This is a genomic window from Chryseobacterium sp. IHB B 17019, assembly GCF_001456155.1.
GTDB lineage: Bacteria > Bacteroidota > Bacteroidia > Flavobacteriales > Weeksellaceae > Chryseobacterium.
Map to the genome: position 1 here is coordinate 1,655,577 of NZ_CP013293.1, position 23,402 is coordinate 1,678,978.

Here is a 23,402-nt window from a genome sequence, read left to right on the forward strand (position 1 = left end):
TTGAGTTCCTTTTATCTAATAAGTCAGGGTAATTCCGGCTCCCCACCCCATTTCATTATCATAATTTCCTGAAACGGATAACCATTTTTGTAAAATATACCGTAATCCAGTATTGAATTCTCCATCAGAATTTACTGTAAAATTTCCTCTCAATCTTCTCGAAATCGGAATATCTTCCCGACTCAATTCCAATAGAACTTTTCCGTTTTGGTCAACACTTGCATCTGCTGTAATCAACATTGGCAAGAGATATTGCGCTCCAATAATGAAAGTATTTTTATTTTTTGGAATTCTCTTTTGTCCGAACCATGTTTTTTTATGATCATGCTGAATTTCCGTGTTGTGAAGCATTTCATTCTCCATAATTTCGTGAGATTTTTGAACCCTGAAACCAACATACGGCAAAGCCCACTGAAATTTTCCTAAAAATCTCCCCACTTTAAAATTTCCGTCGAAATGATTAAAATCCCAGTTTGTATGAAATTCATTCAAATTTGCCCATCTCGGACCAAACATCGTCATCGTTTCCGCATGAAGTTTATTACTGTTAATATCCAGCATTGCCATTGAACTGATCATCCTGTTGTCTTTCAAAAAGTTTTTCCAGGCTAATTTTGTATTCGGAAGCTGAGGATTTGGTTTAGAATTTTCATAACTGAAAATCCTTCCCATTCCGGCCATCATATGATACAGGATATGACAGTGAAAAAACCAGTCACCATCCTGATTGGCAGCAAATTCAATCGTATCGGTTTCCATCGGCATAATATCAACTACATTTTTCAACGGTGAATATTCTCCTTTTGAATTAATCAGCCTAAAATCATGGCCGTGAAGGTGCATAGGGTGCCGCATCATCGAATTATTATACATCGTGATTCTCAGGATTTCCCCTTTTTTAACCAAAATTTTATCTGTTTCAGTAACCGTTTTATTGTCTAAAGTCCACAAATAATGATTCATATTTCCTTCTAACGTAAACTTCAGCTCTCTTACATTTTCGCTCGGAAGAATCGTTTTCTCAGGAGATTTCAACATGTTGTAAGACAATCTTTTAATCGATTTTTCTTCCTTCATTTCCATTCCTGAATGATTTTCATGCCCCGTGGCTGAAGCTTCCGAAGCCATATTTGAATGATCTTCATCTTTAGTTTTAACTCCCATCATTTCATTCATGTGCTTCATTGTCATTTTGCGTTGGCTTTCAGGAAGTTCGGGATACATTACTTCGTTCATATCCATCATCTGATTGCCCATCGTCATGTTCATCGGCTTCATATTTCCGCTCATTTCCATCATTCCATTCATCATTTTCATACCTTCAAAAAGCTTTAATCTTGGCAAATCCGGAGCTGAAATTTTTTCTCCTGAACCGAGCCAAAGCGAAGCATATCCAATTCTGTCTTCCGAAGTAGCACGGAATTCAAAGCTTTTATTCTCTGGAATTGTCACTTCAATATCGTATGTTTCCGAAACTCCGACAATTAAACGATCAACTTCCACAGGAACCACATCGTTTCCGTCATTAGCGACAACTTTAATTTTTCCACCTCCGAAATTCAGCCAGAAATACGTGGAAGAACCGCCATTGGCAACTCTCAATCTCACTTTATCACCAGCTTTTAAATTAGAATAATCAGAACTTGGCTGTCCGTTAATGAGAAATTTATCATAATAAACATCACTCACGTCCATCGCTTCCATCCTTTTCCATTCATTTAAAGCTTTAGTTCCGAAATTTCCTGATTTTATGGCTTCCCAATAACTCTGGACAGCATTTTTCTTAATGGCATACCAATCTGTATTCGCCATGTGAAGCCTTCTTGCAATCTGCATCGGATCTTCGTCACTCCAATCTCCCAATAACACAGGAATTTCTTTGGTGTAATTCACTTTTGGCTCGCCTTCCCGTTTATTAAAAACCAAAATTCCGTTCATCCCGATTTGCTCCTGCAAACTTTCATGGGAATGGTACCAATAGGTTCCGTTTTGCGAAATTTTAAATTTATATAAATGCGTTTCGCCTGGTTTTACAGGTTTTGTCGTAAGATATGGAACGCCATCATGTTCGTTTGGTAAAATCACGCCATGCCAGTGAAAACCTGTATTTTCTTTCAGCATATTGTGAAGATAAATTTCTGCCGTATCGCCTTCTGTAAAATATAAAGTCGGAGCCTGTAATTTTCCGTTAACAGCAATCGCACGGCGGTTTTTTCCTGTAAAATTTACAATCGTGTCTTTTACATACAAATCGTAGCGAACCGTTTTTCCACCGAAAGAAACTTTCCCGTTTCCGGAATTTCTTTTTAGAACTGAGTTTTGGGGCTCAGGTTCAGATTGATGATTAGAATGATTTTCAATTTCAACCAGATCCATTCCACATTTCGGACATTTTCCGGGCTTGTCGGAAATGACTTCCGGATGCATCGGGCAAGTATATTTTTGAGGTTGAGATTGAGGTTTAGGCTGAGACTTTGATGGCGTTAAAGTTTTATCTTGAATTTTATTTTTAGAATTTAAATTAAGTTTAGATCTATCATCCTCCTTAGCCTTCTTTACCTTTTTAACATCAATTTTTTTCTCAACCTTAGCCTTAATCTTACTCTCAGCCTTATTTTTAATTCCTGTTGATTTGATCTCTGTTTTCGGTTTAACCGTTTTTACTTCGGGTTTTGCAACAACTTTTGGCTTTATTACGATTATTTTTTTTCTTAAAGTCATTCCGCATTTCGGGCAGTCGCCGGGTTTTGAGGAGATAACTTCAGGATCCATCGGACACGTATAAACTGTTTTTGTTGTTTGTGAAAAAATAAAAACAGAGAACAAAAGCATCAGAAATAATATTATTTTTTTCATAATATTCTGAAATTTTAAAGTTGTATAGCTTAATATTTTTAATTATCAATAATTAAAGCTAATTCTAATTAAGCTATATAACTTATTATATTTAAACTGAATAGATAAATTAATTTATCTCTGCTTTTACATTCCCGCAAGAAAGCATTGAGCTTCCGTAGTAAGGATTTATGATTTTCTTTTCATCGCTTAGCCAGCTTCCGTCGGCCATTGGACAATATTGAACGTAGATTGGCTTTTCTGAAAGCTTGAATTCTTTTGTAAGCGCAATCATGCTGTCTGAAAGATTGTAGAAAGTCTCTCTTTGAGCACTGATTGTTCTTGCTTCTGAAATTACCGTTGCATCTTTTCTGAGAATATTTAAATTACCCTCCGAAACCATTTTATAATCAATCGCAGAAGCTGTTTTGATGAATTCTGTTGCTGCTTTTGACGTTTTATCTGCATCATTAGAAGCCAAAGCCGATTTTATAGCGATATAATTCTGATAGAGCTTTGAAACCTGAGCATCTTTTTTAGATTGTGCTGATAATGAAATGATTGCGAATAAAAATAATACTGCTGTGAAAATATACTTTTTCATTGTTTTACATTTTAGAATTAAAAATTTTTAAAGAATTAAGTAAGATATCGCATATTGCGAAAGGCTGTGTCGTTCGTAATGATAAGAATATCAACGACAAACGGATTTTAAATTCTAAAATTACAATGATCTATAAAAATAGGAACCGGCCGGACATTGGGCGGCGCATTGATCTGAATCTGAGTAAATTTTGTAGCCGAAAAAGATTTGTCAACAAAGAAAAATTCCTGATGTTGAAATTCCGGCATCTGTTTTAAGAAATCAATTTTAAGTAAATCAGACTTTTGAGAATCATCTACTTTTACAACCTTGATCTCTGTTTTGCAACAGTCTTTTTTTGTTTTAACGCCACATTTACTGCAGTTATCATCAACCTTCTGACTGATAGAAGCCAATTCTTCCATACAATAATGAACGCTAAAAACCGCTCCGGAGGAAAACCCGAAGTAGAAAACAGAGAACAGTATGGCGAGAATCTTTTTCATTGAAGCAAAGTTAAAAATATATGTGGTATGTATGTTATAAAATTATGTATTGTTGTTATAAAATTTGGGAAAATAAAAAACTCCCGAGACTTTCAGGAGTTTTATTATATTCTTTAAATCTTTTGTTTCCTACAAATCTTCACAGATAATCTGAATATTTTAAACTATTATCTAATCTACCTGCAACCTATAAATTGATCCTATTTAATCTTAAATTCTAATTTAACATTAAAGAAACGCCCTGTTAAACGTACCGGAACCGGATACATCAAATTTGTATTGGCATCCGCAATCCATTGATTCGCAACGGTATTTCTAATGTTGAAAGCGTTAAAAACCTGAACTCCCAACGTTAATTCTTCAAACTTACCCCAAAATCCATATCCGGTTTTCTTTTCTTTAGGATCTATAAATGCATAAGAAAGTCCTAAATCTACTCTTTTATAGGAAGGTAACGTTTTCTGATATTGATATGGATCCGTAAGAACCGGTGCTCCCGTCGGCAATCCCATCGCATAAACCAATGTAAGATTCACGCGCATTTGTGGGAATTTTGGCATATAATCCTGATAGAACATCGCAAACCTAAACCTTTGATCCGTAGGTCTTGGAATATCTCCTTTCCCATCAATATTTTCATAAACCCTTGCATAACTTGCAGACAACCAAGAATCTACACCTGGAACAAATTCCCCGAATAATCTTGTATCAATTCCGTATGCATAACCGGAAGCATTATTTTTTCCTGTATAACGGATTCTTACATTATCCATATAATAAGGAATCAGGTTATCCATTTTTTTATAGTAAAGCTCGGTCGTTAATTTGAAAGGTCTGTCATCAAAATAAAATTCATAATCATTAGCCAAAATAGCCTGAATTGATCTCTGAGATTTTATATTGCTGTTAAAGTTTCCATCCAAATCTTTAATTTCCTTATAAAAAGGAGCCTGATAATAGATACCTCCTGAAATTCTAAACAACATATCTGTGTCCCAATCCGGTTTGATGGCAAACTGCGCTCTTGGCGAGAAAATAGTTTCGTTGTTGAAGCTCCAGTGTGCTACCCTTGCTCCGGCATTCACAAATACCTTATTGCTTCCCCAGAAAAACTTCTGGGAATATTGGGCATACGCCGACATTCTTGTAGGCTCAATGTGATTTTTACCTGAAATATGATACAATAATTCCAGATCTCCCGGATTTCTAGGATCATTAATAAGTGCGTCGTGCGGAAGGCTATATCCCGCAGAATCTAATAGTTTCCACTCATTGGTAAGATCCTTCAGATTTTCTTTTTCATATTTGAACCCAACTTCAATATCCGTATTCACATTGGGTGAAAAACGTGTTCTGAACTGTGCTCCGTATGTTTTTACAAACAAGTCATTTCTTGCATGCTCAATCTGTCCACCCGCATCATAAGAGGTAACAGGTTCTCCGGTAAGCGGATCAAAAGTACTTAATTTATAACTGGAAGCGATGGAATAATATTCCCTTTCACGGTTCTGATAAGCAAAAGCATCCAAAGTGAATCTCCATTTGTCTGATGGTTTAAAGTTCATAGAAACTGTCCCCATCATGTTTTTATACTTATCATCTTCACGGCCGCCGTACGCTACGCTCAACTTAAGCGGTTGCTGAAGACTTCCAAAATCCACTTCCCTTTCTTTGGGAATCATCTCGTAATCATTCTTGGAATAGTATCCTATGAATGAAAGCGTGAATTTTGGGCTGAAATGATAATTAAGATACGTCTGGAAATCCATGTATTTAGGATTGAAATCCGTATCTTCTTTTAAGGTATTAAGAACAAGGTTTGTATTCCTGTATCTTCCTGAAAATAAAGCCGTAAACTTCCTGTTGTCATCTTTATCTTTTCCACCGGCAAATCCGGCAGTTAACCTTCCGCCAATCAAACTCCCCTCTCCCGAAAGTTCAAATTTTTGAGGCTCACGATAATAGATATTTAAAGCAGAAGACATTTTGTCGCCATATCTCGGCTCAAAACCTCCTGCAGAGAAATTAACCGTAGAAACCATATCAGGATTAATGATACTTAAACCCTCCTGCTGAGAATTTCTAATCAGAAAAGGCCTGTAAATTTCAATGTCATTAATATAGATAAGGTTTTCGTCATAGTTTCCACCACGAACCATATATTGTGAAGAAAGTTCCGTATTTGAGTTTACAGAAGGTAAAGTCTTGATAATCCCTTCAATACCTCCGGAAATACTCGCCACGTTCTGAGCATCTTTCGCCGATATTTTTACAGTCGTAAGGTCATTCGTTCTTCCTGTTCCTTTTTTCTGGAAAACAACTTCCTCTATACTGTTGACTTTAGTAGCGGTATCCTTCTTCTTTGCCTGGGAGAATACTAATGCGGGAACGATAAGGCTTAGCGGTAAAACTAGTTTTTTCAAAAGAAATGTTTTAAAATTTCAAACGTGAATATATAAATTTTATTTTAACTTATTTATACTTTATTAACATTTAAAAATCAGAATGCTTAAAATGACATACATATCGCATTTAAACATTCTGATTCTTGTATAAATATTGTCTGATTACTATAAAATAGCTTCTCGGACTCTGGTTAATTTTTGTAAAAGATCTTCAAGCAAATCTAATCTCAACATATTGGCTCCATCCGATAAAGCCGTTTCCGGAGTCGGGTGAGTTTCGATGAAAATTCCGTCTGCACCTACCGCGATTCCTGCTTTTGCAATCGTTTCTATTAAATCCGGTCTTCCTCCCGTAACACCCGAACTTTGGTTAGGTTGTTGTAAAGAATGCGTAACATCCAGAATCACAGGCGCATATTGTCGCATTGTAGGAATTCCTCTGTAATCAACAATTAAATCTGTATATCCGAAAGAATTTCCTCTTTCAATGATTGCAACTTTTTGATTATCAGAATCTGTGATCTTCTGAACGGCAAATTTCATGGATTCCGGTGAAAGGAATTGTCCCTTTTTTAAGCTTACACATTTTCCCGTTTTCGCAGCTGCCACCAAAAGGTCAGTCTGGCGAACCAAAAATGCCGGAATCTGCAGAACATCAACGTATTGAGCAGCCAAAGCAGCATGCTCGTTCTCATGAATATCAGTTGTTGTCGGGATGTTGAAAGTTTCCCCAACTTTTTTAAGGATTTCTAAAGATTTCTCCTCACCAATGGTTGTAAAAGAATCTACTCTGCTTCTGTTGGCTTTTTTAAAACTTCCTTTAAAAATGTATGGAATATTATATTTATTAGTCAATTCTACTACTTTTTCAGCGATTTTCAATGCCATATCTTCTCCTTCAATGATACAGGGCCCGGCAATCAGGAAAAAGTTTTTTGAATCTTTGTGATGAATATTATCTAAATACTGAATCATTTTATTTAATTAAAAAGTTGAGTAAAAATACTGATAAGTTTTGGAATGGGAAATTATTTGTGGACTTAACGGATTATGATCATAATAGTTTTTCTTTATAATAGATTTAAATCAAAATTTATTTAAAATCTTCTCAAACGTATTAATATTCCTGCTTGTAAATTGATCTTTCAAGCTTTTCTTGCCTAAAATTTTCCCGAAAGTGGAGTCTAAAGTATTTCCTTTCGGAACCTGCCAATAGAAAATATTATTCACAATTTTAGCATCTTCACTTCCTGTTTTTGAAGCTTTTTCAAATTCCTGCATTAAAATATTTTCCACACCATCATTTCCTATGAAAGCATAAGAGTGAAGATTTTCATTTTTTTCGAAAGGATTTCCATTCCAGACATTTTCCACTTCTTCCTGAGATTTTACAAATAAAAATGCTTCATAAGAAAAATGTTCTGACATTGCTTTTTCAAGGATTTTCTTTAATTCCTCAACTTTTTTTCCCGAAGAAAAAACAACATTTCCCGAAGCAAGAATTGAAATCACATCCGCCATTCCGGCATCTTTAAAAACCTGACAGACATCCGCCATTTTCATATTGGTTCCTTTTACATTGACGCCGCGAAGAAATGCACAGTATTTCATAGTTGGTTAGTTTTGAGGGTATTAGATTTTGAGGGTTTTGAGTGTTTGAGAGTGTTAGTGTTGGAGAGTGAGTTTATTTTAATTAAAAAAAATTAAATGTAAAGCTGTAAACTTCCATCATCCCGCTTGCATCTTCCATCCTACTCAACTCTCTCATACAAATTATAATCTGTTCCGGAAGGTTTTAAAATGTAGATTTTTTCAAGCAATTTATTGTTGCTTTTCAGGTGGTCTTTTACCCGGAATTCTTTTATTAATTTATAATGAACTTTAAAATATTCCGCATCTTTTCTTTGGTATAAATCATCGTAGGAAAGAAGGTATTTCGGTTTTCTTTTCTTTACGGTATTAATCCAGAAATTAGGTTTGTCTTTTATAATTTCTTCCTGGACTTGCTTATCAACCAATCCAACTTCATCAATCGTTTTTAAACCAGAAAAATATGGGATATAACCGGCTGGTTCCAATAAAATCCATTGGTTTTTATCTTTTTCATATTGATTTAAAAACAATCCGATGGTTCTTCTGTAATTCCACTCCCCGTTTCCTGTCGCGATGGAATGAATGGTCTGGAAAGCCAGCATCGGAAGTATATAAACGATGATTAATAATGATAACCATAAGTTTCTTTTAATCTTTTGCTCTAATACAAAAATCAGGATAGGGACAAAAAGTAAAATCTGCGGAACCCAGTAATACCAATCGAAAAGGCTTTTCTGTGAAAGGAAAATCAATTGTTTTACCCATCCGAAAATAAAAATCATCCAAAGAAAATAATTCCTTTTTTCTCTCTGTCTGATTAAATAAATAAAGCAAAGTAATTCAAAAATCAAAAGTAAGATCGTCAACGGGTTGAAATCTCCCGGAAGCTTCAGCATTCCCCAAAAGTTTCCAAAATTTAATCTAAAATATTCTAAATTCTGGGCAAATGTAAAATGTTTATCATAAGCCAATTTCTTAGCAACAATCGTATTATTGACAATTTCGCCAAAATAAAACCAGTTGAAAGCCAGTGCCGCTAAAACACTTAAAGCTCCACCCAAAATGTAACTCCACCTGATTTTTTTAGTCCAAAACAGATCAACTAAAAAGACAATTCCCAAGAAAATTACGGTGTCAATTCTCGTGAATAAAATTAAGATGGGTAAAATAATCAGAGCCCATTTTTTCCCTTTATTAAAGCCATAATACAGCAAAGCCATTTCTAAAAAGAAAAGAATTCCGTATTCCATCCCAAGAATAGAAATTTTTATGGCAGGTGGTAAAATTCCGATTAAAAATATAAAAATTGCTTTATGCCAGACATTTTTCAACACCAAATGAGAAAGAAATAAACTTCCTATCGTAAAAAGGATGGAATTGAAAATAAGAATCGGCTCAATAAAGTATTCTTTCCCAAAAATTAAATTAAAAAAATAAGAAACAAAAACATACAAATGCGTTGTTGATGCAGATATTTTCGTAGCTCCATTGAACCCGATCACTCCGTAATCCAAGAGGTTCTGTGCCACTCTCCAGGTGATAAAGGCATCTTCCTGAATGTAATGTGTCAGTAAAAAAATAAGTTTAAAAACAACTGTAAATGCTACAGCATATATCGGGATTTTTTTATTTTCCGTCTCTGTCATTGTGCTTCATTAGTTTGGCAAATATAATCTTAAAATTTCTGAAGCACAATAATAAAAAAACGGAACCGAAGTTCCGTTTTAAATTTTGTTTTTATTGCGTTGCCTTTATAATCGCGTTGGTAATCTGATTTTCCTTTTCCTTCGAATAGGTAGAATCAAAAGGCTCCATTATATCAAATAAATATTGGTAGAATGGTGTAATCTTTTGAACTTGTTCAGATTCACTCATTGCTTTTTCCTTGCCCATTTCTTTAAGATTTTCTACAAATGTGTTGAATTTCTTATCAATCGGCTCTATGGATTTCACAAGGTAATCATACGCCTTATCTTTCTTCCCGATTCTTGTATAAGCGTCCGTAACAGCAGAGATTACCAGAGAATATTCCATCGGTTTTGTTCTGATTTGTTTTCTCAGATAGCTTTGATCTGCTTTGCTAAGGCTCATATAATAATCGTATTCTTCAAAAATTCCTTTTTTAAGGACTTCTGCCAGTTTTAATCCTTTTTGTTCTTGTCCTGAAACGATGTATCCGTAAACCATTGAGCTTAATGAACGTGGATCGTTGTATTTTTCAGCAGGAATTTCTTTGGAAGCCAGGTCTAATAATTCAACAGCTTTTCCTTTTTGGCCCATTGTTGCTAATGCCGCGGCGGCTCTACTCGCTGAACTTCTATAGCTTATAATGTTTGAAGTGGCTGTTTCGTCAAAATGAGTATTAAGGTCTTTGAAATTCCCCCATCTGAAGTTTTTCACCACATTATATAAAGAATTGGCATCTACTCTACCCATCTCTCCATCCGGAGTCTGGGGCGTATGGATCGGGATCAACCTGTAGCTGAATCCATCGAACTGAAGATATTCATCAAGATAGAAAACGTTTTCGCTGTCATAGATTCCTCCTGAAGAGAAATTTATCGGCCTTTTCCAGTCGAAATTGGCCAGAATATCAAGCATAATCAGATTATTTTTATACAATGTATTTCCTTTATAATTGATCATAATCTGGTTTACCGTGTTCGGAAGGTCTGCCTGATTGATAATTCCTGCCTGTAATGCGTTGGCTTTATTTACAGGTAAAATAAATTTGTTTACAGGTAAGATATTGTACTTCTCATATTTTTCTTCCCCAAAATACATTTTAAGAAGCTCATCTTTTGCTGGAGATTTATGTTTAAGGAAATTAATAGCTTCCTTCATTGTCATAGAATCCTGTGTCAGGTATTTTCTGAATTCTGCAAATTCGGTCTCCGGGGCCCCCTGATCTTTAAGCATTGAGAAAATTTCTTCCCAATTTTCTTTTCTCATCATATAGATCTGGTCATTCGAGCCGTCTCTGTAATCATCATGAGTCAATACGCCCGGAACCGGTGCTGCATTGTACGTTCTTCTCTTAATCTGGTCGATATTCCAAGGAGTTGAAGCTAATGTAAAATTCACTACTTTCACATCATCACGGAATCTTTCAGTTTCCTGAATTGCCCAAACCGGATACGTGTCATTATCACCATAAACAAACAAAATATCGTTTTTCGGTAATGATTTTAATACGGAATAACCATAATCGTAAGAAGTATATCTGTTGTTTCTGTTGTGGACATTATAATTCTGGAAGCCCATCATAAAAGGAACTCCCAATAAAACAACTCCGGCTACAATATTGGCTACATTTGACTTTACTTTAGACTGTAAGAACCAAAGAATTGCTCCGGCTCCCATTCCGATCCATATGGCAAATGCGTAGAATGAGCCTACCATTGCGTAATCTCTTTCTCTCGGCTCGAAAGGTTTTACACCCGTGTAGAAAACAATTCCAACACTTGTTAAAACAAATAAAGACAATAAAGCATAAAATCTTCCGAAGTCTCTGTTTAATTGAAAAAAGAATCCTATTAACCCTAAAATTAAAGGTAAAAAGAAGAATTTTACCGTACTTTCATTTTTAAATTTTGCAGGCATTTTATCCTGGTTTCCTACCAAAGTATTATCGATGAAAGGAATTCCGGAAATCCAGTTTCCTCTTGTGCTTTCCATGTTTCCCTCAAGGTCATTCTGGCGTCCTACAAAGTTCCACATTAAATATCTTACGAAGTAATACCCGTTCTGAAAAGTGATAAAATAATCCATATTCTGAGCCAGAGAAGGCTTTTGAACTTTGATTAAATCATAATCTCTTACCTTCATATAATCAGAAGCCGTAATAGTCCCGTCTTCATATTTTTGTCTTAATTCATCAAATATCTGCTTAGCCTGAGGATTATCAGCAACTTGGTCATTTTCATAATTAAATGAAAAATCCGGTGCTCCGTACATTGAAATGTAGTTGGCGATTACATCATCATCGTCACTAAACATTCTTGGCATGAATCCTACATGAGCTTTATTGAAAACATAATTGAATCGGTCTCCTGTTTTTCTGTAGGTTCCGGTTTTTTCATCTTTTTCATAAATTTCGCCTGTTTTTGTAGTCTTAAAGCTTCCGTCTTCATTCTTCTCAATTCCATGAGCATCAAGCTTATAAGTATAGTTCTGGCCATAAGCTGTCGGCCAGTCACCATATTGTTCCCTGTTATAATAATCCAGCATCCCGATTGCGTTATCCGGATCATTAAGGTTCATTGGTGGATTGGCATTAGCCCTGATAGGAATTACCATCCAGCATGAAAAACCGATCATCATGAAAACAACCGACAATGCAGTAATCTGATATACTTTTCTCTTCAGTTTTCTTGCATAAGTAATCAGGAAATAACAGATTCCAACCATTAAAATAAATGCTGCAATTGTTCCCGAATGGAAAGGTAAACCTAAACCATTAACAAAGAAAATCTCCAGCTTCCCGAACATCGTCATGATAAAAGGGAAAATTCCTTTAAATACAATAGCTAATATTAATAAAGTAATGGCATTTGCCCAAAGAAAATTCTTCCAGGTAAATTTGTAATTTCTTGCATAATATACCAGACAAACTGCAGGAATAGCCAACATACACATCATGTGAACCCCAACAGAAAGTCCTAAAATAAAGAAAATAAGAATAATCCATCTGTCGCTGTCCGGCGCCAGATACTCATTTTCCCATTTTGTGATCAACCAGACTAAAAGAGCGATGAACATTGATGCCATTGAATAAACTTCACCTTCAACCGCTGAAAACCAGAACGTATCCGAAAAGGTGAAACATAAAGCTCCTACAGCACCCGCAAAAAGGATAGAAATTTCCTCATGCTTTGTTACTTCCTCAAAATCCTTATTCAACAACCGTCTTACAAAATGAGTGATCGTCCAGAAAAGGAATAAAATCGTTAATGCGCTGAACAATGCAGACATCGCATTGATAACGATAGAATAATTCTCACCTTTTCCTAAAGCAAAAATGGCTGCTACAGCACCCACAATTTGGAACAATGCAGCTCCCGGAGCGTGCGTCACTTCTAATTTCACAGCAGAGGAAATATACTCGCCACAATCCCAAAAACTGAAATTGGGTTCTATGGTGGACAAGTACGTAAAAAATGCAATGACAAAAATCACCCATCCAAGGACGGTATTCCATTGCTTAAAAGTCCAATTTTTCATAGTATTAAATCAATTACGCGAAAATAACGCTTTTATATGATTTAAGATGGTTTTTAACAAAATTTAAAAAATTTGGCTCACTTTTTGAAAACTTTGGTCTTAGATGGCGATAGAAAAATAAATTTTAGCTATTTTAGAGGTGAGAAATCAAACAAAAGTTTAGAAATAATTTATTTTTTTGTATTTTTGCCGTCAGATTTTTATTGAAAAATAACAAATAATGAGTAATGTTTACGATAATATACTTGGCCTGATAGGAAATACTCCTATGGTGAAGCTTAATACTGTGACGAAAGAAATTCCTGCAACCGTTTATGCCAAGTTAGAATCATATAATCCTGGACATTCCACAAAAGATAGAATTGCACTTCATATTATAGAAAATGCTGAGAAAAAAGGTTTATTAAATGAAAATTCCGTAGTTGTAGAAACTACTTCCGGAAATACCGGTTTTTCTCTTGCAATGGTGTGCATTATCAAAGGGTACAAATGTATTCTTGCTGTAAGCGACAAGACGAAGCCCGAGAAAATCGCGTATTTGAAAGCTCTGGGTGCTATCGTGTATGTCTGCCCTGCAAATGTACCTGCGGATGATCCCAGATCATATTATGAAGTTGCCAAAAGAATCGCTTTAGAAACGCCGAATTCGGTGTATATCAATCAATATTTCAATGAACTGAATATTGATGCGCATTATCAGACAACAGGGCCAGAGATTTGGGAACAGACTCAAGGTAAAATAACTCACCTTTTTGCATGTACAGGAACGGGAGGAACGTTGTCCGGTTCTGCAAAATTCTTAAAAGAAAAAAATCCAGCTATAAAAATCATTGGTGTGGATGCTGACGGATCTATCCTGAAAAGTTATCACGAAACAGGAGAAATTCACAAAGAAGATGTTCATCCTTATCAGATCGAAGGAATGGGAAAAAATTTGATCCCTTCTGCTCTTCTTTTCGATAAAGTAGACGAATTTGTAAGGGTAAATGATGAAATGTCAGCCTACAGAACCCGTGAAGTAGCTCTTAAAGAAGCTATCATGGGCGGTTATACAACAGGAGCTGTTACCCAGGCGTTATTGCAATACGCACAATCTCATCAGTTTTCAGAAAGCGATGTAATTGTCCTTATTTATCCTGACCACGGATCAAGATATATCACAAAAGTTTACAGTGATCAATGGATGGCTGAGCAGGGTTTCATTAACAATTGTGTACATAACTACGATGAAGTTTTCAAAACAGAATTCATTAAATAAAAATAAATAAATCTATACAAATCAAGCCTTTTTTGTAGATCACAAAAGGCTTTTTTACTTAAATATTAATAAAATGTTAGATATTTTTGATCGTATTAAACAAAATCCCGGTCCATTAGGACAATTTGCTGATTATGCTGAAGGATATTTTGTTTTCCCAAAACTGGAAGGTCCTATTGGTCCAAGAATGAAATTTCAGGGTAAAGATGTAATCTTCTGGAGTGCAAATGATTATTTAGGTCTTTGCAACCACCCGGAAGTGTTGGAAGCTGATGCTAAAGCCGCTGCAGAATATGGAATGTTTTATCCGATGGGCGCAAGAGCAATGTCAGGTGAAACACAACAACATCAGCAGTTGGAAAAAGAATTGGCAGAATTCACCCAAAAAGAAGCTGCTTACCTTTTAAATTTCGGTTACCAGGGGATGGTTTCAGCTATCGATGCATTGGTTACAAGACATGATGTGATTGTATATGATGCTGATTCTCACGCTTGTATCGTAGACGGAGTTCGTCTTCATATGGGTAAAAGTTTTACGTTCAAACATAATGACATTGATAGTTTAGAGAAAAACTTAGCCCGAGCAACTAAAGTAGCAGAAGAAAACGGAGGCGGAATTTTGGTGATTACTGAAGGAGTTTTCGGAATGAGAGGAATGCAGGGAAAACTGAAGGAAATCTGTGAATTGAAATCAAAATTCAATTTCAGGCTATTAGTGGACGATGCACATGGTTTCGGAACTTTAGGTAAAACCGGAGCCGGAGCTGGTGAAGAGCAGGGCTGTCAGGACCAAATTGATGTTTACTTCTCAACTTTTGCTAAATCTATGGCAGGTTTCGGAGCATTTCTTTCGGGAGATGAAACGATTATCAGATACTTAAAATACAATCTGCGTTCCCAGATTTTTGCTAAGTCTTTAACAATGCCAATGGTAATTGGAGGTTTAAAAAGATTGGAGCTATTGAGAACACGTCCGGAAATTAAAGAGAAATTGTGGGAAAACGTAAATAAACTTCAAAACGGACTGAAAGAAAGAGGTTTCAACCTTGGAAACACAAACACTTGTGTAACACCTGTTTTTATCCAGGGAACTACAATTGAAGCTACTCTTTTGGCAAAAGATTTAAGAGAAAACTATGGCGTTTTCACATCAGTTGTTGTATATCCGGTGATTCCAAAAGGAATGATTTTGTTGAGATTAATCCCGACAGCCTCTCATACTGATTCGGAAATTAACGAAACATTAGCTGCTTTCGAAGGCATCAAAGAAAAATTAGAGTCGGGCACATACGCAGAAATGGAAAAGCAAATGAACATCGAATACAAACAAATGTAATTCGATATTATCATAAACTAAAAACCACTGAAATTATCAGTGGTTTTTTATAAAATACAATAATGAAATTAAAGGGTTACGCTTTAGGAATTATTTCAGCAGTTTCATACGGATTGATTCCGATTTTTATCCTGCCTGTGAAGCAAGCACACTTTTCTTTAGACATTACTTTATTTTATAGATTCTTATTTTCTGCCTTAATGATTGGTGGATATCTACTCTATTCCAAAGAAAATTTTTCTATCAATAAGAAAGAAGGATTAATTTTAGTTATACTCGGGATATGTTATGCCCTTTCTTCAGAATTTTTATTTTTAGGATACGACTATCTCACTCCTGGAATCGCCTCGACTGTGCTTTTTATTTATCCGGTTATGGTAGCATTGATCATGTTTTTCTTTTATAAAGAGAGATTAAATAAACTTTCCATTATCTCATTATTTCTTGCATTTGCGGGTGTAATTGTTTTATGTTTAAAAGGCAAAGGATTGGAAATCAACTATGCCGGTTTGGGAATTGTAATGTTAAGTTCGCTATCTTACGCACTTTATATGATTATTGTAAATAAATCAAATATAAAAGTTTCGGGTTTTAAACTTTCCTTTTATTCCATGGTTTTTACTTCCATTTTTTTTATGATTAAAGCTTTAATAGGAAAAGAATCCTTTGAAATTCCTTCAACAAGTATTTTTTTTAATTTCATTATTTTTGCTTTTTTAACTACGGTAATTTCCACATTGTGTTTGGTTTTTGCGATCAAAAGTATTGGTTCAACTTCTGCAGCAATTCTAGGAGCCCTGGAACCGGTAGTTGCAGTAATGGTAAGTGTTTTGATTTTCCATGAAAAATTTACTTTCAATTTATTAATAGGAATTATCTTAATACTTTTTGGAGTAATTTTAAACGTTCTTGCGGGAAGTAAAAAAATTGTTCATTCTTAAAATTTAAAATATTTAAAATAACTTTGCAAAAATTTTACTGTTGAAAGATCTGCTTCTTATCACTCCGCCTTTTACCCAACTAAATACTCCTTATCCCGCAACAGCTTATATCAAAGGTTTTTTGAATACAAAAGATATTTCAAGCTATCAGCTGGATTTGGGAATTGAAGTGATTTTGGAGTTGTTCTCAAAAAACGGAATTCAGAAAATTTTCAGTAAAGAGATTGATATTCAGAGCGTTTCTGAAAACTCTCAACGGATCTTTGCTTTAAGAAATGAATATATAAAGACCATCGATCAGGTTATTTCTTTTCTACAAGGTAAAACTCCAACCCTTGCAAGACAAATCTGTTCAATGAATTTTTTACCGGAGGCTTCCCGATTCAATCAACTGGATGATATGGAATTTGCTTTCGGGAACATGGGATTGCAAGATAAGGCTAAACATCTGGCTACTTTATATTTAGAAGATTTATCTGATTATATAGTTGAATGTATCGATGTAGATTTTGGTTTCAGCAGATACGCCGAACGACTCGGAAAAAGTGCCAACTCTTTTGATGAATTATATTTAAAAATTTGTGAAAATCAAACTTTTATTGATGATTTTACTTTAAAAATTCTCCAGGAAAAATTAGAATTAATTCAGCCAAAACTGGTTTGTTTTTCTGTTCCATTCCCCGGAAATTTATATGCAGGTTTTAGATGCGCAAAGTTTATTAAAGAAAATTACCCTCACATAAAAACTGCAATGGGTGGCGGTTTTCCAAATACTGAATTGAGAGAAATTAAAGACAAAAGAGTTTTTGAGTTTTTTGATTTTATCACTTTGGATGATGGCGAACTTCCGATTGAACTGCTTTATCAAAATATTACAGGTAAGGTGACTGAGCCTGTCGAAGCTAAAAGAACTTTTTTAATTGAGAATGGAGAAGTTATTTATAAAAATAATTCCACAAAGCACGATTACAGACAAGCCGATATAGGAACTCCAGATTACACTGATTTACAATTAGATAAATATATTTCCGTCATTGAGATTGCTAATCCGATGCACAGTTTGTGGAGCGACGGAAGATGGAATAAACTCACAATGGCGCATGGTTGCTATTGGGGAAAATGTACTTTTTGCGATATTTCTTTAGATTACATAAAAATTTATGAGCCAATTTCTGCCAAAATTTTGGTTGACAGAATGGAAGAGCTCATTGCAACAACGGGTGAAACCGGATTCCATTTTGTTGATGAAGCTGCTCCACCCGCTTTGATGAGAGAAGTTGCCCTGGAAATTTTACGAAGAAATCTAGTTGTAACCTGGTGGACGAATATTCGTTTCGAAAAAAGTTTTACTAAAGATTTGTGTTTTCTGTTAAAACTTTCCGGTTGCGTTGCCGTTTCTGGAGGGCTTGAAGTAGCAAGTGACCGATTATTAAAATTAATAGACAAAGGAATTTCGGTAGAACAGGTTGCACAGGTGACAAGAAATTTTACGGAAGCCGGAATCATGATTCATGCCTATCTGATGTATGGATACCCGACCCAGACTGTTCAGGAAACAATTGATTCTTTGGAAATGGTTCGGCAAATGTTTGAGATGGGAATTCTGCAAAGTGGGTTTTGGCATCAGTTTGCCATGACTGCTCATTCGCCGGTTGGTTTAAGTCCCGAAGAATTTGGAGTAACTCCGATCAAGCAAGAAATTTTATTCGCTAACAATGATATTGATTTTACAGACAAAACCGGAATCGATCATGGAAAATTTAGTTTTGGTTTAAAAAAATCTTTGTTCAATTATATGCACGGAGTTAATTTTGAACTTCCGCTTCAGGAGTGGTTTGATTTTAAAATTCCGGGAACGACAATTCATCCGGATTACATTCATGATTGTTTACTGGAAGAAGATGATTTTAAATTTAAGGGAAATTCAAAAGTCATATTTTTAACAAAAAATGTAATCGCTGAGAATCGCGTAAAAACAAAAAAGAAATATGTTTACCCGTATACAAAAATTACAATCCATTTAAAAACTAATATTATCAGTATAGATTTGGAACCGGAAAAGGCGGAATGGCTGATAAAAATGTTTGAAGAAAATTCTACAGATCAATCAAAAAAGATTACACTTCAACAACTTAAGGAAAAATTTGAAGAGAATTTTGAAGATTTTGAATTATTTTGGTTTTCAAAACCTGTCCAGCAATTGAAAGAAAATGGTGTGATTTTGAGTTTGTAAAATTTTTAATTTTTAATCTTATTTTTCAATGCCATCCTTCAAAACGAGACCAGCTTCTACCTTTCCCTGAATTTTAATAAAGTTCGGATCCATAATAGCCATTCTTTCTGCGATAGCTTTATAAGTTGGAAACTTTAAAATGGAAGCCCTACCCGATATTTCCCTGTAAATCGTAAACGTTTTTCCGCCGGCAGATTTCAATTGTTTTGTTGTCGTAATATACCTTCCGATATATTTACTTTTGGCATCGTAGATTTCAATATCCACAAAAGTTTTATCCATGATCGTATCTTCAGAACCAAAGCTTATCGGTAGATTTGTAAAGTAACCTACTGGTCTTCCGTTGCTTAGAATTTCACCCACATTATTAACCGTAATATTCAGCTTATCAATTTTACTTCTGATAGAATATGCTTCTTTAGTTTTTGCATCTAAATTTCTTTTGGGAGGTTTAGAAAAAAGATCATCCAAATTTTTGATGTTAATTCCTCTGTTATCAATAATTTTTAATCCTTTTACAGAAGTATATACGGCAGATTTTTCTTCGCCCGAAAATGCTGACGGGGAAATATAATCCAATTCCAGTACTTTTTCCTGATTGTAAATTCTTTTTAATTTGATATAACTATCTCGTACAGAATCAACTATGCTTTTATCAACAAATTCTATGGTGTAAATCGGTGTTTCTTTCAAATCCATGAAAGTATAAACATTTGATTTATTAGAAATTTTTGCAACATGGGTTCCGTCAAGAGTTACAATTCCTCTTTTGGTTTTAATGATCTGAGCATTAACCAGGATTCCCAAAACTGTAAATAAAATGATTAAACCTCTCTTCATAAAATCAGATTCTTACATAAATAAAAAAAGTGTAACCAAAGTTACACTTTCTTGAAAATATATTTAGCTTTTCATTTAATTATTCACAAAGGATAATTCCTTTATTATGATTAAATTCTACAACACCGCTTTTGATAGGATAAGAAAAAACTGAATCTTTCTCATTTTCCTTAGTAAAGTATTTTGCATACGCTTCGCCAACAGACTTTGCATATAATTTTACCTTACCACCACTCAAAGAAGAAACGATTCCTGCGTGATTTTGCATGATGTGGAATTCACCATTTTTTCCAGGCAGCAATACTGAGTCTACTTCTCCTTCAAAAACTACGTATTCTGGTGTTAAAATTTTTATATTCATTTTAATTTAGATTTAAAGATTTCAGAATTCAGATTTCAGACATAAAAGTCTCATGTCTAGAATCTGACATCTTGTGTCTAATTAATTTATTAAGCGTTATCAGCCAACATTTTTTGTCCAGCTGCGATAGCTTCTTCGATAGTTCCTTTCAAGTTGAAAGCAGCTTCCGGTAAGTGATCCAATTCACCATCGATAATCATGTTGAATCCTTTGATCGTATCTTTGATATCTACCAATGATCCCGGAATACCTGTAAACTGTTCAGCTACGTGGAAAGGCTGAGATAAGAATCTCTGAACTTTTCTAGCTCTGTAAACTACAAGCTTATCTTCTTCAGAAAGTTCTTCCATACCTAAGATCGCGATGATATCCTGAAGAGCTTTGTATCTCTGAAGAATTTCTTTCACTCTCTGAGCACAGTTATAATGTTCTTCACCGATAATTTCCGGAGCCAAGATTCTTGACGTAGAAGCCAATGGATCTACCGCTGGATAAATACCTAATGAAGCAATTTTTCTATCTAATACTGTTGTTGCATCCAAGTGGGCAAACGTTGTTGCAGGAGCAGGGTCAGTTAAGTCATCCGCAGGTACATAAACCGCTTGTACTGAAGTAATTGAACCATTTTTAGTTGAAGTAATTCTTTCCTGCATCGCACCCATTTCAGAAGCAAGTGTCGGTTGGTAACCTACCGCAGAAGGCATACGACCAAGAAGTGCAGATACCTCAGAACCAGCCTGTGTAAAACGGAAGATGTTATCTACGAAGAAAAGTACGTCTCTACCTTGTCCGCTTTCTCCACCGTCTCTGTAGTACTCAGCTAATGTAAGACCAGAAAGTGCTACTCTCGCTCTTGCACCAGGTGGCTCATTCATCTGTCCGAAAACGAATGCCGCTTTAGAATCTTTCATAACTTCTAAATCTACTTTAGAAAGATCCCAACCTCCGTTTTCCATAGAGTGCATGAAATCATCACCATACTTGATAATTCCTGATTCCAACATCTCTCTCAAAAGGTCATTTCCTTCTCTCGTTCTTTCACCTACTCCGGCGAAAACCGAAAGACCTCCGTGTCCTTTTGCAATATTATTAATCAACTCCTGGATCAATACCGTTTTACCTACACCTGCACCACCGAACAAACCAATTTTACCTCCTTTTGCGTAAGGCTCGATAAGGTCGATTACTTTGATACCTGTAAATAAAACTTCTGCAGAAGTTGAAAGTTGATCAAATTTTGGAGCTTCTCTGTGGATAGGAAGACCTCCTTCCTTAGAAATATTTTGAAGCCCGTCGATAGCATCACCAACAACGTTGAATAGTCTTCCGTTCACAGCCTCACCGATTGGCATTGTAATAGGATTTCCGTATCCAATTACTTCCTGCCCTCTTTTAAGACCGTCAGTAGCGTCCATTGCGATACATCTTACTGTATCTTCTCCAATATGCTGTTCTACCTCTAAAACTACTTTTTCACCGTTATCTTTTGTAATTTCTAACGCGTCATAAATGCTTGGAACTGCTTCCACATCAGTAAAGACAACGTCGATTACCGGACCAATAATTTGAGAAATTTTACCTTTAATTTGGTTTGCCATTGCTAAATTTTTTCTTGGTGCAAATATAATGATTCTTCATAAACCTACAATTGGTAAAAAAAAGATTTTTATCATGCTTTTTGTATTAATTTAGTAATATAACAATTTCCCAATCCAACAATATTTATCATTGATATTATTGATATACTGTTATATTGATACATTGGTACATTATCTCTATATTTGCAGTCAAATTTTTTCCGTTTTGAAAGTTTTCAAGAATTTTACAGATTATTCCTCTCAGAAGCCTTTAGCATTGTCTTTAGGTATGTTTGACGGAGTGCATCTTGGTCATAAAAGTATTATTGATGAATTAATAAAGATAGGCTCTGAAAACAATTTGGAGACCGCAGTACTTACTTTTTGGCCACATCCGAGGTTTGTTTTTAATCCTAATGAAGACTTAAAACTCCTGAATACTCTGGATGAAAAGAAATCCTTGATGGAAAAATATGGGATCAATAATTTATTTTTAAAAGAATTTGATGACGAATTCCGAAATTTGACGGGAGAAGAATTTGTCCGCCAGATCTTAATTGAAAAATTGAATATAAAGTATTTAATTATTGGTTACGACCATTCATTCGGAAAAAATAAAAGCGGAAACTTTGAATTGCTTCAAAAGCTTTCAAAAGAACTTGATTTTGAGGTTGAACAAATGGAAGCCATTAATATTCACGAAAATAATATCAGCTCAACCAAAATCCGGAATGCCCTTTTAGCAGGAAACATCAAGGCTGCCAATGAAATGTTAGGTTACTCCTACTCTGTTTCAGGGACAGTGGCTCATGGGAAGAAAATCGGGAGGACGATTGGTTATCCTACCGCCAATATCGAAACGGATTCTATTAAACTTTTGCCTAAAAAAGGAGCTTATATTGTTGAAGTTAATGTAAAAGGTGAACAATATAAAGGGATGTTGAGCGTTGGAACGAATCCGACCGTAAATGGAGAAAAACTAACCGTTGAAGTGTATATTCTTGATTTTGAAGGAGATATTTACGACGAAAATATTACCGTAAAATTCAGGGATTTTCTTCATGATGAAATTAAATTCGAAGGGCTGGAAAAATTAATTGAAAGGTTAGACGAAGATAAAAGATTAACTGAGGAATTTAATTTCTAAAAAAAACTGTTTCATATTGGCTATGAAACAGTTAATCAATATTTTATTTTAAAATCTTAAGATAGATTTTCTGTGTCTGATTATTTAATTCTACGTTAGGGAATTTCTTATCATAATCAATAAATATATCCCCTTTTTCACGGGTTTTTCCATTCCCGTCAGAATCCCATTCCGTTGTTACATAATATTTTACTCCATTAACGGGTTTAGGATTGATAAGACTCTCCGGATTTTTTGGAATTGGTAAATCAATAGTAAAAGGTACTGATTTTTGTTCAAATTCCTTTTCAGTAATCAATGTGGCTTTAACATCCATTAAATTCGGATCAGATCCATATAAACTCACTTTGAATTTAGGATTTTTTATGTTGAAACTTTCTGTTCCCGTGAATTCCAATGTTAAATGATCCTGCCCGGAAGCTGCTATTTTATTTTCGGAATTCCTCTTTTTTTCGTTTACCATACAGCTTATTACTGTTACTGATAAAACTCCTGCTATTATAAATAATGAAAGATGTTTTCTCATTTGTATCTTTTTATTGTTAGCTTTTAATTAAAATTTGA

The 23,402-nt window shown here is 34.9% G+C and carries 17 protein-coding genes; 5 read left to right on the plus strand and 12 right to left on the minus strand.

Going from position 1 to position 23,402, the window contains the following annotated elements; translation table 11 throughout:
• Window positions 1-15 precede the first annotated feature (15 nt).
• From ATE47_RS07620 to ATE47_RS07655, 8 genes are all read right to left on the minus strand, one after another.
• Entirely contained in the window at window positions 16-2,856 is a 2,841-nt protein-coding gene (locus ATE47_RS07620; protein ID WP_185097141.1) for a multicopper oxidase domain-containing protein, read from the minus strand.
• Window positions 2,857-2,965: 109 nt separating this feature from the next.
• Window positions 2,966-3,439 carry a DUF3347 domain-containing protein gene (locus ATE47_RS07625; protein WP_062161400.1) on the minus strand — a complete coding sequence of 158 codons (474 nt, stop codon included), beginning with the start codon at window positions 3,437-3,439 and terminating at the stop codon, window positions 2,966-2,968.
• Window positions 3,440-3,546: 107 nt separating this feature from the next.
• Window positions 3,547-3,924, minus strand: a complete 378-nt coding sequence (locus tag ATE47_RS07630; RefSeq protein WP_062161401.1) for an HYC_CC_PP family protein — start codon at window positions 3,922-3,924, stop codon at window positions 3,547-3,549.
• A gap of 200 nt (window positions 3,925-4,124) precedes the next feature.
• The gene (locus ATE47_RS07635; RefSeq protein WP_062161402.1) at window positions 4,125-6,347 is read right to left on the minus strand and encodes a TonB-dependent receptor plug domain-containing protein; all 2,223 of its coding nucleotides are present in this window, start codon (window positions 6,345-6,347) and stop codon (window positions 4,125-4,127) included.
• A gap of 147 nt (window positions 6,348-6,494) precedes the next feature.
• On the minus strand, window positions 6,495-7,304 hold the full coding sequence (gene kdsA, locus ATE47_RS07640; RefSeq protein ID WP_062161403.1) for a 3-deoxy-8-phosphooctulonate synthase: 810 nt from the start codon (window positions 7,302-7,304) through the stop codon (window positions 6,495-6,497).
• A 111-nt stretch (window positions 7,305-7,415) separates the two neighbouring features.
• On the minus strand, window positions 7,416-7,940 hold the full coding sequence (locus ATE47_RS07645; RefSeq protein WP_062161404.1) for a DUF1697 domain-containing protein: 525 nt from the start codon (window positions 7,938-7,940) through the stop codon (window positions 7,416-7,418).
• 140 nt (window positions 7,941-8,080) lie between these two features.
• Window positions 8,081-9,568 (minus strand): hypothetical protein, encoded by a 1,488-nt coding sequence (locus ATE47_RS07650; RefSeq protein WP_062161405.1) that lies wholly within the window; start codon window positions 9,566-9,568, stop codon window positions 8,081-8,083.
• A 91-nt stretch (window positions 9,569-9,659) separates the two neighbouring features.
• Window positions 9,660-13,145, minus strand: a complete 3,486-nt coding sequence (locus tag ATE47_RS07655) for a glycosyltransferase family 117 protein (protein ID WP_062161406.1) — start codon at window positions 13,143-13,145, stop codon at window positions 9,660-9,662.
• 220 nt (window positions 13,146-13,365) lie between these two features.
• On the opposite strand from ATE47_RS07655, the gene ATE47_RS07660 reads away from it, so the two are divergent.
• The 4 genes from ATE47_RS07660 (at window position 13,366) to ATE47_RS07675 (ending at window position 18,913) form a co-directional block, all read left to right on the plus strand.
• A complete protein-coding gene (locus ATE47_RS07660; RefSeq protein WP_062161407.1) occupies window positions 13,366-14,403 on the plus strand; it encodes a PLP-dependent cysteine synthase family protein in 1,038 nt (345 codons plus the stop codon).
• Window positions 14,404-14,476: 73 nt separating this feature from the next.
• Window positions 14,477-15,739 (plus strand): aminotransferase class I/II-fold pyridoxal phosphate-dependent enzyme, encoded by a 1,263-nt coding sequence (locus ATE47_RS07665; protein WP_062161408.1) that lies wholly within the window; start codon window positions 14,477-14,479, stop codon window positions 15,737-15,739.
• Window positions 15,740-15,801: 62 nt separating this feature from the next.
• Entirely contained in the window at window positions 15,802-16,680 is an 879-nt protein-coding gene (locus ATE47_RS07670) for a DMT family transporter (protein ID WP_062161409.1), read from the plus strand.
• A gap of 40 nt (window positions 16,681-16,720) precedes the next feature.
• Window positions 16,721-18,913 carry a B12-binding domain-containing radical SAM protein gene (locus tag ATE47_RS07675; RefSeq protein WP_062161410.1) on the plus strand — a complete coding sequence of 731 codons (2,193 nt, stop codon included), beginning with the start codon at window positions 16,721-16,723 and terminating at the stop codon, window positions 18,911-18,913.
• Window positions 18,914-18,931: 18 nt separating this feature from the next.
• On the opposite strand, the gene ATE47_RS07680 is transcribed toward ATE47_RS07675, so the two are convergent.
• From ATE47_RS07680 to atpD, 3 genes are all read right to left on the minus strand, one after another.
• Window positions 18,932-19,753, minus strand: a complete 822-nt coding sequence (locus ATE47_RS07680; RefSeq protein WP_062161411.1) for a hypothetical protein — start codon at window positions 19,751-19,753, stop codon at window positions 18,932-18,934.
• A 79-nt stretch (window positions 19,754-19,832) separates the two neighbouring features.
• The gene (locus ATE47_RS07685) at window positions 19,833-20,114 is read right to left on the minus strand and encodes a FoF1 ATP synthase subunit delta/epsilon (RefSeq protein ID WP_062161412.1); all 282 of its coding nucleotides are present in this window, start codon (window positions 20,112-20,114) and stop codon (window positions 19,833-19,835) included.
• A gap of 89 nt (window positions 20,115-20,203) precedes the next feature.
• A complete protein-coding gene (atpD, locus tag ATE47_RS07690) occupies window positions 20,204-21,712 on the minus strand; it encodes a F0F1 ATP synthase subunit beta (protein WP_062161413.1) in 1,509 nt (502 codons plus the stop codon).
• A gap of 205 nt (window positions 21,713-21,917) precedes the next feature.
• On the opposite strand from atpD, the gene ATE47_RS07695 reads away from it, so the two are divergent.
• Window positions 21,918-22,838, plus strand: coding sequence for a bifunctional riboflavin kinase/FAD synthetase (locus ATE47_RS07695; RefSeq protein ID WP_062161414.1), 921 nt, complete (start codon window positions 21,918-21,920; stop codon window positions 22,836-22,838).
• A 43-nt stretch (window positions 22,839-22,881) separates the two neighbouring features.
• Here the strand turns inward: ATE47_RS07695 and ATE47_RS07700 are convergent, their stop codons facing one another.
• Window positions 22,882-23,364, minus strand: a complete 483-nt coding sequence (locus ATE47_RS07700) for a hypothetical protein (RefSeq protein ID WP_062161415.1) — start codon at window positions 23,362-23,364, stop codon at window positions 22,882-22,884.
• Window positions 23,365-23,402 lie beyond the last annotated feature (38 nt).

What these genes read in the sequence shown, in the direction of transcription:
- ATE47_RS07620 (WP_185097141.1), bottom strand. Translation starts at nt 2,856, where the DNA reads ATGAAAAAAATAATATTATTTCTGATGCTTTTGTTCTCTGTTTTTATT.
- ATE47_RS07625 (WP_062161400.1), bottom strand. Translation starts at nt 3,439, where the DNA reads ATGAAAAAGTATATTTTCACAGCAGTATTATTTTTATTCGCAATCATT.
- ATE47_RS07630 (WP_062161401.1), bottom strand. Translation starts at nt 3,924, where the DNA reads ATGAAAAAGATTCTCGCCATACTGTTCTCTGTTTTCTACTTCGGGTTT.
- kdsA (WP_062161403.1), bottom strand. Translation starts at nt 7,304, where the DNA reads ATGATTCAGTATTTAGATAATATTCATCACAAAGATTCAAAAAACTTT.
- ATE47_RS07645 (WP_062161404.1), bottom strand. Translation starts at nt 7,940, where the DNA reads ATGAAATACTGTGCATTTCTTCGCGGCGTCAATGTAAAAGGAACCAAT.
- ATE47_RS07650 (WP_062161405.1), bottom strand. Translation starts at nt 9,568, where the DNA reads ATGACAGAGACGGAAAATAAAAAAATCCCGATATATGCTGTAGCATTT.
- ATE47_RS07655 (WP_062161406.1), bottom strand. Translation starts at nt 13,145, where the DNA reads ATGAAAAATTGGACTTTTAAGCAATGGAATACCGTCCTTGGATGGGTG.
- ATE47_RS07660 (WP_062161407.1), top strand. Translation starts at nt 13,366, where the DNA reads ATGAGTAATGTTTACGATAATATACTTGGCCTGATAGGAAATACTCCT.
- ATE47_RS07665 (WP_062161408.1), top strand. Translation starts at nt 14,477, where the DNA reads ATGTTAGATATTTTTGATCGTATTAAACAAAATCCCGGTCCATTAGGA.
- ATE47_RS07670 (WP_062161409.1), top strand. Translation starts at nt 15,802, where the DNA reads ATGAAATTAAAGGGTTACGCTTTAGGAATTATTTCAGCAGTTTCATAC.
- ATE47_RS07680 (WP_062161411.1), bottom strand. Translation starts at nt 19,753, where the DNA reads ATGAAGAGAGGTTTAATCATTTTATTTACAGTTTTGGGAATCCTGGTT.
- ATE47_RS07685 (WP_062161412.1), bottom strand. Translation starts at nt 20,114, where the DNA reads ATGAATATAAAAATTTTAACACCAGAATACGTAGTTTTTGAAGGAGAA.
- atpD (WP_062161413.1), bottom strand. Translation starts at nt 21,712, where the DNA reads ATGGCAAACCAAATTAAAGGTAAAATTTCTCAAATTATTGGTCCGGTA.
- ATE47_RS07700 (WP_062161415.1), bottom strand. Translation starts at nt 23,364, where the DNA reads ATGAGAAAACATCTTTCATTATTTATAATAGCAGGAGTTTTATCAGTA.